This window comes from Chroococcidiopsis sp. CCALA 051 (assembly GCF_003015105.1).
Classification (GTDB): domain Bacteria; phylum Cyanobacteriota; class Cyanobacteriia; order Cyanobacteriales; family Chroococcidiopsidaceae; genus Chroococcidiopsis; species Chroococcidiopsis thermalis.
Map to the genome: position 1 here is coordinate 22,704 of NZ_PYCI01000061.1, position 13,597 is coordinate 36,300.

At 44.0% G+C, this 13,597-nt stretch carries 15 protein-coding genes and 1 tRNA gene; 6 read left to right on the forward strand and 10 right to left on the reverse strand.

Annotation, left to right across the window (positions count from 1 at the left end; all coding sequences use genetic code 11):
* Positions 1–13: 13 nt before the first annotated feature.
* Positions 14–1,540, forward strand: coding sequence for a serine/threonine-protein kinase (locus C7Y66_RS16165; RefSeq protein ID WP_106546380.1), 1,527 nt, complete (start codon positions 14–16; stop codon positions 1,538–1,540).
* Positions 1,541–1,633: 93 nt separating this feature from the next.
* Here the strand turns inward: C7Y66_RS16165 and egtD are convergent, their stop codons facing one another.
* The 5 genes from egtD to C7Y66_RS16190 form a co-directional block, all read right to left on the reverse strand.
* Positions 1,634–2,671: an L-histidine N(alpha)-methyltransferase gene (gene egtD, locus C7Y66_RS16170; RefSeq protein ID WP_106546381.1), complete on the reverse strand. Its 1,038-nt coding sequence runs from the start codon at positions 2,669–2,671 to the stop codon at positions 1,634–1,636.
* Between the two features lie 230 nt (positions 2,672–2,901).
* Positions 2,902–4,233, reverse strand: a complete 1,332-nt coding sequence (locus C7Y66_RS16175; RefSeq protein WP_199197473.1) for an SUMF1/EgtB/PvdO family nonheme iron enzyme — start codon at positions 4,231–4,233, stop codon at positions 2,902–2,904.
* On the reverse strand, positions 4,208–4,996 hold the full coding sequence (egtC, locus tag C7Y66_RS16180) for an ergothioneine biosynthesis protein EgtC (RefSeq protein WP_106546382.1): 789 nt from the start codon (positions 4,994–4,996) through the stop codon (positions 4,208–4,210). Before egtC ends, C7Y66_RS16175 begins: the two co-directional genes overlap by 26 nt.
* 421 nt (positions 4,997–5,417) lie before the next feature.
* The gene (locus C7Y66_RS16185) at positions 5,418–5,828 is read right to left on the reverse strand and encodes a hypothetical protein (RefSeq protein ID WP_106546383.1); all 411 of its coding nucleotides are present in this window, start codon (positions 5,826–5,828) and stop codon (positions 5,418–5,420) included.
* A 119-nt stretch (positions 5,829–5,947) separates the two neighbouring features.
* Positions 5,948–6,142, reverse strand: a complete 195-nt coding sequence (locus C7Y66_RS16190) for a hypothetical protein (RefSeq protein WP_106546384.1) — start codon at positions 6,140–6,142, stop codon at positions 5,948–5,950.
* A 57-nt stretch (positions 6,143–6,199) separates the two neighbouring features.
* Here C7Y66_RS16190 and C7Y66_RS16195 point away from each other — a divergent pair, with 57 nt between their 5' ends.
* The gene (locus C7Y66_RS16195; protein ID WP_106546385.1) at positions 6,200–6,781 is read left to right on the forward strand and encodes a PadR family transcriptional regulator; all 582 of its coding nucleotides are present in this window, start codon (positions 6,200–6,202) and stop codon (positions 6,779–6,781) included.
* Here the strand turns inward: C7Y66_RS16195 and mug are convergent.
* On the reverse strand, positions 6,738–7,289 hold the full coding sequence (gene mug, locus C7Y66_RS16200; protein ID WP_106546386.1) for a G/U mismatch-specific DNA glycosylase: 552 nt from the start codon (positions 7,287–7,289) through the stop codon (positions 6,738–6,740). The genes C7Y66_RS16195 and mug overlap by 44 nt on opposite strands.
* A gap of 22 nt (positions 7,290–7,311) precedes the next feature.
* On the reverse strand, positions 7,312–7,446 hold the full coding sequence (locus C7Y66_RS33000) for a hypothetical protein (RefSeq protein ID WP_255409999.1): 135 nt from the start codon (positions 7,444–7,446) through the stop codon (positions 7,312–7,314).
* Here C7Y66_RS33000 and nudC point away from each other — a divergent pair.
* Together nudC and C7Y66_RS16210 are read left to right on the forward strand one after the other, a co-directional pair.
* Positions 7,446–8,264, forward strand: coding sequence for an NAD(+) diphosphatase (gene nudC, locus C7Y66_RS16205; RefSeq protein WP_106546387.1), 819 nt, complete (start codon positions 7,446–7,448; stop codon positions 8,262–8,264). The two genes, C7Y66_RS33000 and nudC, sit on opposite strands and share 1 nt — an antisense overlap.
* 131 nt (positions 8,265–8,395) lie before the next feature.
* Positions 8,396–10,348, forward strand: a complete 1,953-nt coding sequence (locus C7Y66_RS16210) for an ABC-F family ATP-binding cassette domain-containing protein (RefSeq protein ID WP_106546388.1) — start codon at positions 8,396–8,398, stop codon at positions 10,346–10,348.
* On the opposite strand, the gene C7Y66_RS16215 is transcribed toward C7Y66_RS16210, so the two are convergent.
* Both C7Y66_RS16215 and C7Y66_RS16220 read right to left on the reverse strand, forming a co-directional pair.
* Positions 10,349–10,433, reverse strand: a tRNA-Ser gene (locus C7Y66_RS16215).
* 61 nt (positions 10,434–10,494) lie between these two features.
* Entirely contained in the window at positions 10,495–11,421 is a 927-nt protein-coding gene (locus tag C7Y66_RS16220; RefSeq protein ID WP_106546389.1) for a TIGR04168 family protein, read from the reverse strand.
* Positions 11,422–11,583: 162 nt separating this feature from the next.
* On the opposite strand from C7Y66_RS16220, the gene nadA reads away from it, so the two are divergent.
* Positions 11,584–12,558, forward strand: a complete 975-nt coding sequence (nadA, locus tag C7Y66_RS16225; RefSeq protein WP_106546390.1) for a quinolinate synthase NadA — start codon at positions 11,584–11,586, stop codon at positions 12,556–12,558.
* Positions 12,559–12,616: 58 nt separating this feature from the next.
* On the opposite strand, the gene C7Y66_RS16230 is transcribed toward nadA, so the two are convergent.
* Positions 12,617–13,393, reverse strand: a complete 777-nt coding sequence (locus tag C7Y66_RS16230; RefSeq protein WP_106546391.1) for a bifunctional 2-polyprenyl-6-hydroxyphenol methylase/3-demethylubiquinol 3-O-methyltransferase UbiG — start codon at positions 13,391–13,393, stop codon at positions 12,617–12,619.
* Between the two features lie 12 nt (positions 13,394–13,405).
* On the opposite strand from C7Y66_RS16230, the gene C7Y66_RS32495 reads away from it, so the two are divergent.
* Positions 13,406–13,597 (forward strand): hypothetical protein (locus C7Y66_RS32495; protein ID WP_233222707.1); only part of this gene is annotated, 192 nt, incomplete at its 3' end.

Genomic DNA, 13,597 nt, shown 5'->3' on the forward strand with positions numbered 1-13,597 from the left:
GGAACTTTAATTCATGCGAGATCCCAATCTCAACCGCATACTTGCTAACCGCTATCAACTTCAACAGGTGCTTGGAGCAGGGGCAATGGGTCAAGTCTATCTTGCCCACGATAAATTGTTAGGAGGAGTTCCCGTTGCTGTCAAATTACTAAGTATATCGATTCATAATAAAAAACTTCGCGTGCAAGAACGTTTTGAACAAGAAGCGAAAACCTGCGCTATCTTGGGTCAAAAAAGCATTCATATCGTCCGCGTCATGGATTACGGTGTTGTAGAGGAGAATGGTACACCGTTCTACGTGATGGAATACTTAAAAGGAAAAAACTTGAGCGATGTAATTCGCAATTATGCTCTATCACTACCGAGGTTTTTAAGTATCGGACGGCAAATTAGTCTTGGTTTAGAATGCGCCCACCAAGGAATTCCAGTTGATGGAAAAACTTATCCAATTATCCATCGAGATATTAAGCCAAGTAACGTTTTATTAATTCAAGATAATAGTTTGGGAGAATTGGCAAAACTTTTAGACTTTGGTATTGCTAAGTTACTCCAAGCAGATAGCAGTCAAACTCGATACTACATGGGAACATTTGCTTATTCTTCTCCAGAACAAATGGAGGGTAGCGAACTTACTAATCGTTCTGATATTTATAGTTTGGGAGTCATGCTATTTGAGATGCTGACGGGTAATATCCCGATTCAAGCCAACACGGACTCCTTTGGAGGTTGGTTTAAAGCCCACCACTATCAACCACCCCGTTCTTTTGAGACATCGGAACCAAAGTTTCCCATTCCGCCACAGTTGCAAGAGTTGGTCATGAGCTGTTTGGCAAAAGCACCCAGCGATCGCCCGCAAAACGTGAGTGAAATTATCAAGGTTTTTACCCTGCTCGAACAGCCGCGCGATCGTTCTTTTTCCACAACTCAACCTATAGCAACAAAAACACCAAGTAGCACTATTGAGCCAGCTAATACAATTGTTGCACCACAGCAAGGTCAGCTCACCACAGATGCGATTTGTCGGCTGGCTTGTTGGCCCCAAAATAAACCGATCGCAGATATTGTTTTTCCTCAATCAATCCAAATTAACGATGAAGAGAGTCCTGCTTTGTGGGTGATGTTATCTCAAATAGAAGTGAATAAACGTTTGGTCAATAGAACATACAACCACTTCTTATTTATCACCTCACCTTCTCCGATGATGCTATGGATTACTGCTCTCCATCACCGCACTTACGGGACAAAATGGTTAACTTACTATCTCGATTTAAAAAATAGTCAAAATCGAGAAATAATTCAATCAATTGGTATCAAGGGATGCTATCGCGTTCTTTTATTTGCACGCGAAACTCCACAATATGCTAGCTCTTGCTTATTAATTAATGTTGCCTCTAGTCAAGGAATACTGTTGCAACAATGGTATCTCCTCAGTCAATCTTCAAATATTCATGGTGATGTGCAGTTGAGTAAAAATTTGCTTAAGCAGGAATACGAGAAGATCAAACCACAAATTTTAATGAAATTGGAAGCAAGTGTTTGATGGTCAGTTATCAGTGAGTAGTGACTGGTGGCTAGTGGCTCGACTCTTATCTAGTCACTAGCCACTAGTCGCTAGCCACTCACTATTCACTACTCACTTCTTTTGACATAGCAACAAACCAAACCAGTTTTTGGTGTCAGTCCAAGTTTTTACTGGACTTAATCCTCGCGTTTGTAACTGTTGTTGTAGGGTTTTGAGGTTGAACTTACGAGAAATTTCAGTTCTGATTGTTTCTCGATCGGCAAATTCAACGGTTAAATTGAGCGATCGCATCTGTACGGTTTGCGATCGCAAGCTTCGCAAATGCATTTCAATTTGATGCTCGGTTTCGTTATAGAAAGCCCAATGCTCGAAGTTTTGCAGGTCAAAATTGCTGTCATAGCGCCAGTTTAAGTGTTGCAGCATATTGAGGTTAAATGCTGCCGTGACTCCTTGGCGATCGTTGTAAGCTGCCTCCAAAACTGATTTTGGCTTTTGCAAATCTACACCCAATAAGAAATACTCTCCTACTTCAAGGGCTGCAAAAATCCGGGCGAAAAACTCATCAGATTCTGAAGGGGTTAAATTGCCTAAAGTACTACCAATAAAACAGATCGTGCGACTGGGTAAAAAAGTTGGCGCGAGTCGTTCTAGTGCAAGTTCGTAAGTACTGGCTAAAGCGCGAACTTTGAGCGTGGTATAGTCGGCTAAGAGTTGTTTAGCACTGCTCTCTAGTATTCCCGCGCTGACATCCACTGGAATGTAGTGTAGTGGGTATCCCAGTTTGTGATAAGCATCCAAGAGAATGCGCGTTTTAGTCGAGCTACCGCTACCCAATTCGACGAGTTCGCACGCACCTGTTAGCCGCGCAATTTCAGTTGCATATTTTTGCAGGATAGCTGTTTCGGTGCGCGTCAGATAGTACTCGGGTAATTCGCAAATTTGCTCGAATAACTGCGAACCTCGGTCATCGTAGAAGTATCGCGGTGGGAGGGTTTTAGGCGTTTGAGTCAATCCCGCGATCGCGTCTTTTCCTTCTGTGAGTCGGCTTGTCGCGATCGCTGCGGGAGCGATGAGATTCTCTATCTGCAAGCGTTGCTCGATGGAACGGGGATAGATATTGCTTGCAGTTTCAAATATGGACACGCTCAACCTCCGTCAAATTTAAACATACCAATCGCGATCGCCGATTTGCAATAGTCTGCGACCTTCAGAAGTAAAACACAAAGCCAATTAGCAAAAAATCATGCTGGAGTTAGATCAACTCAGCTACTACCAATTCCTTACGCATTTTCCCATAAAATTGTCAGTTATTAGTGACTAGTAGCTAGTGGCTGGTGGCTAGAAAAGAGTTTAGTTGCTAGTCACTAGCCACCAGCCACTCATTTCTTCGCACACCGAAACCCTGCCAAGATTTGCCGCACGCCTGGATGATACCAATTGCGAAAACTCGCTCTTAGCGCCCAAGGACGAGTTGCCCAACTGCCACCTTTGAGAACTTGATGCTGTCCGTCAAAATAAACTTGGGAATAACCAGTGTAGGGATAACTGGCAAAACCTGCGTATCCATCAAATACACAAGCCGTCCATTCCCAAACATTGCCCAACATATCTTCACAACCATAGGCGCTGCGTCCGTTGGGATGGGCGTTGACTGGTGTTGTCTGCGCGATCGCGTAGTTATGATTACACCGATCTAGGTCTGGCTCTACTTCCCCCCAAGGATAGGTACGATGATGACTATTTAATGCATCCCAGCTAGCAGCTTTTTCCCACTCAGCTTCTGTGGGCAAGCGTTTATCGGCAAAATTGGCATAAGCTTCGGCTTCGTACCAACTGACACCACAAACGGGATGATTATCGTATTGCGGATCTTCTAACCAGTAAAGGGGTCGAGCGATTTGTTCTTGTTGCAACCATTGCCAACCATTTTCCGACCACCACACCGGATTATGATAGCCTCCCGCCTTCATAAACAGGCGATATTCAGCGCAAGTCACGGGATAGCGATCGATCCAGTAGGTATCTAAATAAACTTGATGTGCTGGACGCTCGTTATCTAAAGCGTCAATGGTATTATTCCCCTGCTCGAAATATCCAGCAGGGATTTTTATCATTTGATTTTGGTGGTTGGTAGTTGGTAATGGGTAATGGGTAATGGGTAATGGGTAATGGGTATTTTCTTCCCCAGCCTCCCCAACTCCCCCAACTCTCTTTTCCCTGCTCCCAGCTCGTCCCTGCTCCCTGCTCCCTGATAATTGCAACAAAAACGCGATCGTCTCGCAGTGCTGGCTTTCGTGTTGTAGCATCCAGCGCCACAGGCGTTCGTGTTGCTCTAGATCTACTGTTGTAAGAATTTGTAAAACTTCTTGCCTGACTGTATCTAGATAGTGACGAATAACGGCTTTACCTGGCAACTTAACGCGATCGCATTTTGGTAAGCCGTCAGCCATAAATAGGCGGCGGTGTTCGGGAAATAATGGTGCTAGTCCCGCACTGCGCTCTCGCAACCACAGGGATTCTGTGTAGGCAATATGACCGAAATGCCATCCCACAGGGCTAAAGTCGGGGTGTACTTGAGCGCGGAAAGTTTCCTCGTCTACTTGCTCGAATATAGCTAAAGTTCCTTGACGACACTGCTCGTACCATTCTTTTAGTTGGTGACGTTGCTGGGGGCGATCGCTTGCTCTAAATTTGATGGAACTGGATTTCAAGGTCTTCTCCTACACTGACGATGCTATGTTCTGGCATAGAGTGCCAGTCACCTTTAAATAAAGGTTCGGAAGCAATGATGACTGCGGCTGGAAATGCTGGATCGTCTCGCAGCCAGTAGAGAGAGGGAGAGTTGCGATCGCTGGCAAAACGAGCAGCAATTAGACGCTTGCCGTCGCTTATCAGCAAGTTGGCGGAAGCTCTAGTTTGATGGGACTTAGCCAATAGATCGAGATTGTTTATGGTAGCTGATAATGCTTGCTCTAAACTCATAGAGGGATTGGCTTGGACTTCATCTAGTAATAGCGCAAATATGTGTTCTGAGTCAGTACTACCTTTAATTGCCTGGTAAGCAAAATCGCTGAGGCGATCGCGGATCGGACGATAGATAGTTTGACGAAAGTTTTCTATCCGCCCGTTGTGAATGCACAAAAGCTTTTGATTGTCAAACGGTTGGCAGTTACTTAAATCTACTGCTTGTCCCAGCGTAGCACTGCGGACGTAGGCAAGCGCGCAGCCAGACTCGACATAACGACTTAAACTGGGCAGATTGACATCGTTCCAAATTGGTAGGACGCTTTTATAGGTGAACGGGTTAGTATCGCGCTGGGTATGATACCAGCCAACCCCACAACCATCTGCATTCAGCAATCCAGAATTCATTTCGCGGGGTTGATAGCTTTGGACGATCAGTGAATGTTCTGGTTTGTACAGCAGTTTTTCTAGCGATACTATTTCACCCAGGTAGCCAAGTAAACGGCACATACTTAGGTATTTATTTACACAGCTTTACATTTTAGCTTGCGATCGCCTTTTCTGACAAAAGTTAAAAGTCATGAGTCAAGAAACCTTTTGTGAGCAGTGTATTTGAAATGCTCAAGATCTTGGTTAAAGATATTCCTCATCATGATGAAGGCTTTAGACTCTTATTTTCTGCTAGTCTTTTTTCTCAATATCAAGCAGAGTTAACCTAGATAAACTACCTATTTCTATTCATACCATTTTGATCTGACTGCGCCACGGAAGATCCCCCCAACCCCCCTTAACAAGGGGGGCTATGAGCGACCGATTTAGTGCAAGGATAAATAGAATTGGTATCACTATTAACTACTTTTATTTGAGACTAAATTAAAGGGTGGACATCTTGTCCACCCCACAAAAGTTACAAATGACCAATGACCAATGACTAACGACTATTTAGTAACTGCGTTACTTCTGCATGTGCTAACACAACAGCTGGTTCTTGCTGGAAGGCATTGTAGTATCTTCTAGCAAACTCATCGCCTGTTTCACATGGTGTTAATAGCGTGCGGGTATAAGCAGTCAACTCTTTGATGATACCTGGCGTAACTGGCTCATCTGCTTGCAGCATTTCATCAATTTGCACGATTAATTCAGAGATGCGATGTAGCCAAGCAAATTGTTCGCGATCGATCGCTAATTGCAACAGTTCTCCACTCGATACTCGCCCGCTAACTTGTTCGTAAGCAATGCGTTCGGTATCTAACAATATACGGTGTAAATAGAGCAATTTATTACGCAGATCGCGCAGATATTGATGTCGATGTATTCGTTGTAGCAATTTGTGAGAAGTCAATGGAATCCATCCTCCCGTTACGATAGTCTTTAATCGTTGAAATTTTTGCTGCTGCGGTATTTATTACAGATGGAGTTTAACAGTTAACGGCTTTTGACAATATACGTGCGAATCGCAACTTAGATTTGATGGGCAGGCGATCGCGACTCTTTTATTGTTAGCACTTTATCGTTAACACAGTTCCATCTACCCGTCTCCTCAACGTTCTGCGTCCGAGCCTTGCGTCTTTGTGTCAGCGCTCTTTGTCGTGGTAAGTCGTTATCAGCATCATCATAATTGATGCCTCTTATATATGACTTATCGTATAGTAACATAAGATTAGATCGGTAGTAAAAGATGGGGAATTTACTACCTTATATACAGAAAACCGTATGTCATTAGCACACGCAATATTGGGCTTCCTCCTACAAGCAAAAAGGACAGGGTATGACTTGAAAACGAGCTGCTTCGATCGCTGCATGACTTACTTATGGTCTGCGGATCAGGCACAAATTTATCGAACCCTTGATAAACTAGTCGAGCAAGGATGGATTACCTATAAGGTTGAAATTCAGTGCGATCGCCCCAACCGTAAAGTTTACAGCGTCACTGAAGCAGGAAAAGCCGAATTAACTCAGTGGCTACAAAGCCCTCAACCCATACCAACAGTAAGAGATCCACTACCAATTCAATTATTTTTCGCCGCACATCTGTCAAATGAAGCTACGATTCACTTATTAGAACGACAGCTAGCAGCACGACGTGACAAGTTGGCTGAATGCGAACAAATAGAACTACCAACGTTGAGCAATCCTATAAACAACCGCGAACAGTTGATGCAACGACTGGTATTAGAACTAGCAATCCGCAAAGAACAGACTTATATTGATTGGTTAAAGACAGCGATCGAGGTACTCACTCAAGACGCGCTCAATCCTTCACCGCCAGCAGCAATTCTCGATACACCCGCGTAAGATCTGCTATTTGATAATGAGCGTTTAACCCACTGGGATTAGGTAATATCCAAATCGTTGCACCAGAGAGCAACTCAAATTGTCTTCCCATGACAGCTTTGGGTTGATAAAATGCTGTCCGATAGGCACTGATACCCAAAATAGCTAAAAATCGCGGTTGATATTGTTCGATCTTGACTGCTAACTGTTGTTGACCGAAGATCAATTCTTCAGTTTTTAACTCATCTGCCCTAGCCGTGGCGCGATCGACAATATTTGTCAAACCATAACCAAACTGTAACAGATCCCGGTCTTCAAACGGTGACAGTATCCGTTCTGTGTAACCCGCAGCGTGAAGCGATCGCCAAAAGCGATTTCCTGGGCGGGCAAAGTGATGTCCGACAGCAGCACTATAGAGACTAGGATTAATCCCGCAAAACAAAACATTTAAATTTGGAGCAATAATATCTGGAACCGTGCGCCCGTATGCCGCTTGAATTTCTGCCGTGGTAGGTTTGCCTTGCACCATCTCCTCACATTAAATTCGGCTCCTACAATGCTAACTTTTGCGCTCTTCTTTGCGCCTCTGCGCCTAACGCTACGCTAACGGCTTCGCCTTCGCTATCGCTAACGCCTACGGCTGATGCGTGACCTAAAATCGAATCTTTGACCCCAAAGCTTAACAATGCATTATATCTTTACTCCTGGCATTACTCCACCCGTAGAACAATCCGTACCCGCTTGGTGGTTTGCCTTTGTAGGTAAAAAACTACTAGTACATCAAGAAGGAACAGCGAATCAAATCCCCCAACTCACTAGTTTAGAAGAGATTGGCTTAATTCCTATACGGACGCAATTTCTCGGTACATTAGGCGATCGCCCCTGCTACTGTGCCGAACTCTCCAAAGATATGTCTACACCTACGGGCATGGCATTACAAGGGCTGCGAGAATTATACGGTACGCTGGACGAAGATCTATTTGTTCTGAGCGGTCGCGCCATTCAAATCGTCGAATGGAATCGTACCCATCAGTACTGCGGTTACTGTGCTACTCCTACTACCCAATTACCACACGAACGGGCAAAACGTTGTCCTAACTGTGGTTTGGTTAATTATCCCCGCCTCTCACCTGCGGTTATCGTCCTCATCTCTCGCGGTGAGGAATTATTATTAGCTCGCGCTCACAGATTTCCACCCAAGATGTACAGTATATTAGCTGGATTTGTCGAACCAGGCGAATCGCTAGAAGAAACGGTAGTGCGAGAAGTGCGCGAAGAAGTCGGGATTGAAGTGAAAGACATTCGCTATTTTGGTTCCCAACCTTGGCCCTTTCCCAATTCTCTGATGATTGGGTTTACAGCCACCTATGCTAGCGGTGAAATTGAGATCGAACCAGAAGAACTAGTGGATGCTGGTTGGTTTAACAAGCATAATTTACCTCAAATTCCCCCAAAGTTGAGTATTGCTCGTAAATTAATCGATTGGTTTGTCTCGACTCACTGAAAATAATTGTTTTGACTTTTGTACGGGCGGGTTTAGCAGACAGATCGATCGCCCCAACCAGCAATCTTTGGTCAAAACCCGCCCCTACGCATCAACGTTAGACTAGGTAATTGGTAGCTTACCTATAACCCATGACTATTTTCACGCTGCGATCGGTTAAAAAAGACTTTGGCATCAAGGAAATTTTGAAAGATGCTAGCTTTAGCCTGGATGAAGGCGATAAAGTCGGGCTAATTGGGGTAAACGGTTCTGGTAAATCAACATTACTCAAGGCGATCGCCGGACTGGAACCAATAGATAGCGGTGAAATTTGGGTAAATTCAGGAGCTAAAATTGTCTACCTACCCCAACAGCCAAATTTAGATGAGAATCATACTGTCTTAGAACAAGTGTTTGCCGATGGTGGCGAACAGATGGCGCTAGTGCGGGAATACGAAGAAATTTCCGATAAACTCGCGCACGGACAGGGCGATCTCGATAAACTCATGGCGCATTTGTCGAAGGTTTCCCAGCAGATTGAAGCATTGGCAGCATGGGAAGTAGAAACTAATGCTAAAGTCATTCTTAGCAAGTTAGGAATTGAAGACTTTGATGCCAAAATTAGCAATCTTTCTGGGGGCTACCGCAAGCGAATCGCGCTAGCAGCAGCTTTACTGTCGGAACCAGATGTGTTGTTGATGGACGAACCGACAAACCATTTAGATGCACTGTCTGTTGAGTGGTTGCAGAGTTATCTAACTCGGTTTCGCGGTGCGCTGTTACTCATCACTCACGATCGCTACTTTTTGGATCGGGTCACAAATCGCATTATCGAGATCGATCGCGGTGACCTTTATACTTATTCCGGTAACTATGCTTATTATCTGGAAAAAAAGGCAGAAGCAGAAGAATCAGCCGTCAGCAGTCAGCACAAACACGCCGGAGTATTACGGCGAGAGTTGGAATGGTTGAAACGAGGTCCAAAAGCCCGTAGCACTAAGCAAAAAGCCAGAATCGATCGCATCTACGAGATGCAGGCGCGGGAATTTAAGCAAGTGCAGGGTAAGGTAGAAATTTCTACTCCAGGGCGGCGGATTGGGAAAAAGGTAATTGAGTTAGAAAATATTAGCAAATCCTACGGCGATCGCCTTCTCATCAAAGACTTTACATATACATTCAATCCCGAAGACCGCATTGGCATTATTGGCAGTAACGGCGCGGGAAAATCGACGCTGATGGATATTATTACCGGACGAGTGCAGCCCGATTCCGGTACGGTGGAAATTGGTTCCACAATTCATATTGGTTATTTCGACCAACATTCTGAAGATTTGACGCTGAATGAAAATCAGCGAGTTATCGAATATCTCAAAGATGTAGCAGAGTTGGTTAAAACAGCCGATGGAAGCATCATTACGGCTTCCCAAATGTTGGAACGGTTTCTGTTTCCCCCCAACCAGCAATATGCACCCATCCACATGCTGTCTGGCGGAGAAAAGCGGCGGTTGTTTTTGTTACGCGTGCTGATGAGTGCGCCTAACGTGTTGATTTTAGACGAACCGACAAACGATTTAGATGTACAAACGCTAGCGGTATTAGAAGAGTATCTAGAAGACTTTAACGGTTGCGCGATCGTTGTTTCCCACGATCGCTATTTTCTCGATCGCGCGGTGGAGACTATTTTTGCGATCGAATCTGGTGGCAATCTGCGTCAATATCCAGGCAACTACTCAGTGTATTTGGAATACAAGCAAGCTGAAGAGGAAGAAAAGTCAAAAGTTGAGAGTCAAAAGCCAAAAGCTGAAAGTCGAAATTCACTCCCGACTCCCGACTCCGGTACGGGCGCGCAGCTGTGCGCCCCTACGATTCCCGCAGCCAAATCGCGCAAGCTATCTTTCAAAGAAAAACGGGAATATGAAACGCTAGAAACTCAAATTCCCGAGATGGAAACGCAAAAGGAAGAGCTAGAAAAGATTTTCTACAACAACCCTCCTAGCGATTTTACCGAAATGCAGCAGTTATCCGAGCAGTTAGCTCAATTAGTGCAATCAATCGACACGGCAACCGAACGTTGGTTAGAACTGGCAGAACGTGAAAATGATTAACGGAGAGGGTGAGATTCGAACTCACGGTTCCTTTCGGAACATTCGATTTCAAGTCGAACGCAATCGACCACTCTGCCACCTCTCCAATTTAGCTACTAGCTGTTAGCTAGATCTAAAAGCTAATAAATGATAGCACATTCTATTTTCTATGCAGGCTGCACGAGCTGACTTTGTTGCTGATAAAGGATTTGCTCTGATGCTATTTGATAATCTCGATCTACCCAAACGAGAGACACTTGAGATACTATCCCAGATTGGAGATAGACTAAGGAAAAATTGCGCTGGCGATCGCTGCCATTTTCAACGATTCTAGGTACGCTAGCAGCATTGAGGTAAACTGTTTCGCGGGCAATATGAACTGGCTTACGCAAATACTTTTGGGTGTGGCGTAGTTTATGGTGCATATGACCAAATGTGACCAAAGGAATCTGTTTTCCTGCGGCACGAGTTTGCGCGATCGCCTCTGTCAAATCTGGATCGCCAAAGTCACCCCCCAAGGGTTGCCAGTCCTTGCCACAAGGGTCTTCAGGGCAATCTCCTAATCCTGATGGTCCGTTATGTCCGAGAAAAATGACGGTATCGTAGGTGGCGCTACGAGCTGCTGCTATAATGCGTGCGGTAGACTCCTCAAAGCTTGCTACGCCAAATCTTTCTTGATAGAAGTCTTCGTTTTTCCAGCTCGAACCACCCCAAGTAAACGGACGGCTACCAACAACAGTTAAGTTTAGTTTAGGAAAGTCTAGTTTGCCATAACCAACATGGGCTTCTCCTAATAAGTCTATTTGTTCTTGCACCCAGTCTTCTTTTTTTCGATCGTAAGGACACTTCTGGCGACCCCACGCAGTAGCGGTATACCAAGCGTCGTGGTTGCCAAACACTGCTGCTTTAGGAATGTCGAGATCGGCGATCGCTTTGACTACATCTACTGATTCATTGCCGTAGTCGCCTACAAATAATGCAAGGTCGATGCCTAGTTTTTGCAATATTATGCCATCTGCTGCTTCCCATTGGTCGTGAATATCACCGACAACTGCAATGACGGTTGTTTCATCCTGTTTGCTTTGACTGGTCATGCTTCATTCCCGATCTTCTTTATCCAGCATAGAAAAGCATGACGGCTTTTGGCACTACCGTTAGGTGTTAGGAAAGATTTTGCCTCTACCAGCACCCAGTTTTGGTAAAAAATACTATAATTGCAAGAAGACCAGAAATTGTAAGTTTTATCTATTTGAATTGTGTTTACAACTGCGATCGTTCAAAATAATCCAACCCGTGAAATACCTGTAGACTTGTTTGCAGCAATTCAAGCTTTAAAACAAGAGCTGAACGCTGTAATTTTGGCACACTACTATCAAGAACCAGACATTCAAGACATTGCTGATTATATTGGCGACTCATTAGGATTGGCTCAACAAGCTGCGAAGACTGATGCTGAAGTTATTGTCTTTGCTGGCGTTCACTTCATGGCAGAAACAGCCAAAATTCTCAATCCTAATAAACTCGTACTTTTGCCAGATTTAGCAGCAGGTTGTTCTTTGGCAGATAGTTGTCCTTCTCAAGAGTTTGCCGCTTTCAAAGCAGCACATCCAGACCACTTAGTCATTTCTTATATTAACTGTACTGCCGAAATTAAGGCGATGAGCGATATTATTTGTACCAGTTCTAATGCGGTGCAGATTGTACGCCAAATCCCTCTAAATCGACCAATTATTTTTGCTCCAGACCGCAATTTAGGGCGATATGTCATGCAACAAACTGGTCGAAATATGTTGCTGTGGCAAGGTAGCTGTATCGTCCATGAAACATTTTCAGAAAAGAAACTCGTTCAATTAAAAATTCAGCATCCAGCAGCGGAAGTTTTAGCTCACCCTGAATGCGAACCTCCTATCTTGCGTCATGCAGATTATGTTGGTTCTACAACAGCTTTGTTAAAACATTGTCAAAAGAGTACCGCGAGTTCTTTTATCGTTGCCACTGAACCAGGAATTATTCATCAAATGCGGAAAGAAGCTCCTCATAAGAATTTTATTCCTGCACCACCAATAAATAGTAATTGTAATTGTAATGAATGCCCTTATATGCGTCTGAATACTTTAGAAAAGCTTTATTTAGCAATGAAGAACCGCAGTCCAGAAATTAAATTATCAGAAGAGATCGTCACGGCTGCCTTGAAGCCACTACAGCGTATGTTAGCAATGAGTGTTAAGTAAATCTGAGTCTACGGTTAACACATGGTTGAAATATATATATCTTCCATATGAACTGAGTTTAATTTTTGAAAGCTACAAACTCAATATTAGTAGCAATGTATTTGAGAAAAGTATTTTCAGTTAGCCACCGATCTAAGCTTTCAAAACTATGATGGTTAACGTAGGAAATACGATTTTTAGGTAGCAGTTGTCTATGCCAGAGATCGATGAGCTGGAACTGACTCTGGCTAAGGAGGTTTTTCACTAGTTTTTTAGTATATAAGCGATCGTGATAAAAGTCTCCTCGTAAATGTGCTAGCCGTTGAGTCCAAGATAAGTAGTAGGGCAAGAAGAAACAGAAGAATAAGCCTTGTGGACTAAGCACTCGCCGAATTTCATGTAAAGACGCAAGATCGTTTGAAACGTGTTCGAGAACACCAAAACTCAGGACGACATCAAAGCTAGCATCATTGAAGGGAAGTAAATAGGGATGTTCTAAAGAGACGACTGATATGGATGCGCGATCGATAATAGGCGCATCCTGACCAAATGCTGCACCACTAGTCACATCACAACTAGTTACCATAGCACCCATTTCACGTAGTAAAAAAGAAATGTGACCTTTACCGCATCCCCAATCTAGTACGCGCAAAGTTGTTAACTTAGTTTTCAACCAAGCTTCAGAACAAACTCGGACGTAGTTCGTCAAGTATAGATAAACATTGTGAGCAGCTGGATTCGTCAAAAAAGCGTGGCTGTCTGTATGCTTGACTATTTCAATCAACTGATGATTAAGTAAGAGGCGCTGCTGAAACTGTGCCTTTCTGAGAGCTATCAAATTTTGCTTGCTCTGCATTAACTCTATCTTTTGAAAAAATTTACCCTGTACCTTTCTGTACCTTATTATGTAAGTTTAACTAAAACAAGACTTTGCGATGTGTATCATAAAAAAAGCCCCTCTATTCCTAGAGAGGCTTTTCTCGAAAAATCGACCTGGCGCGGAGCTATTGTCCCGTGGGGCGACCCCCAGAGTATCGTCGCCGCAGTCGCGTTTCACACC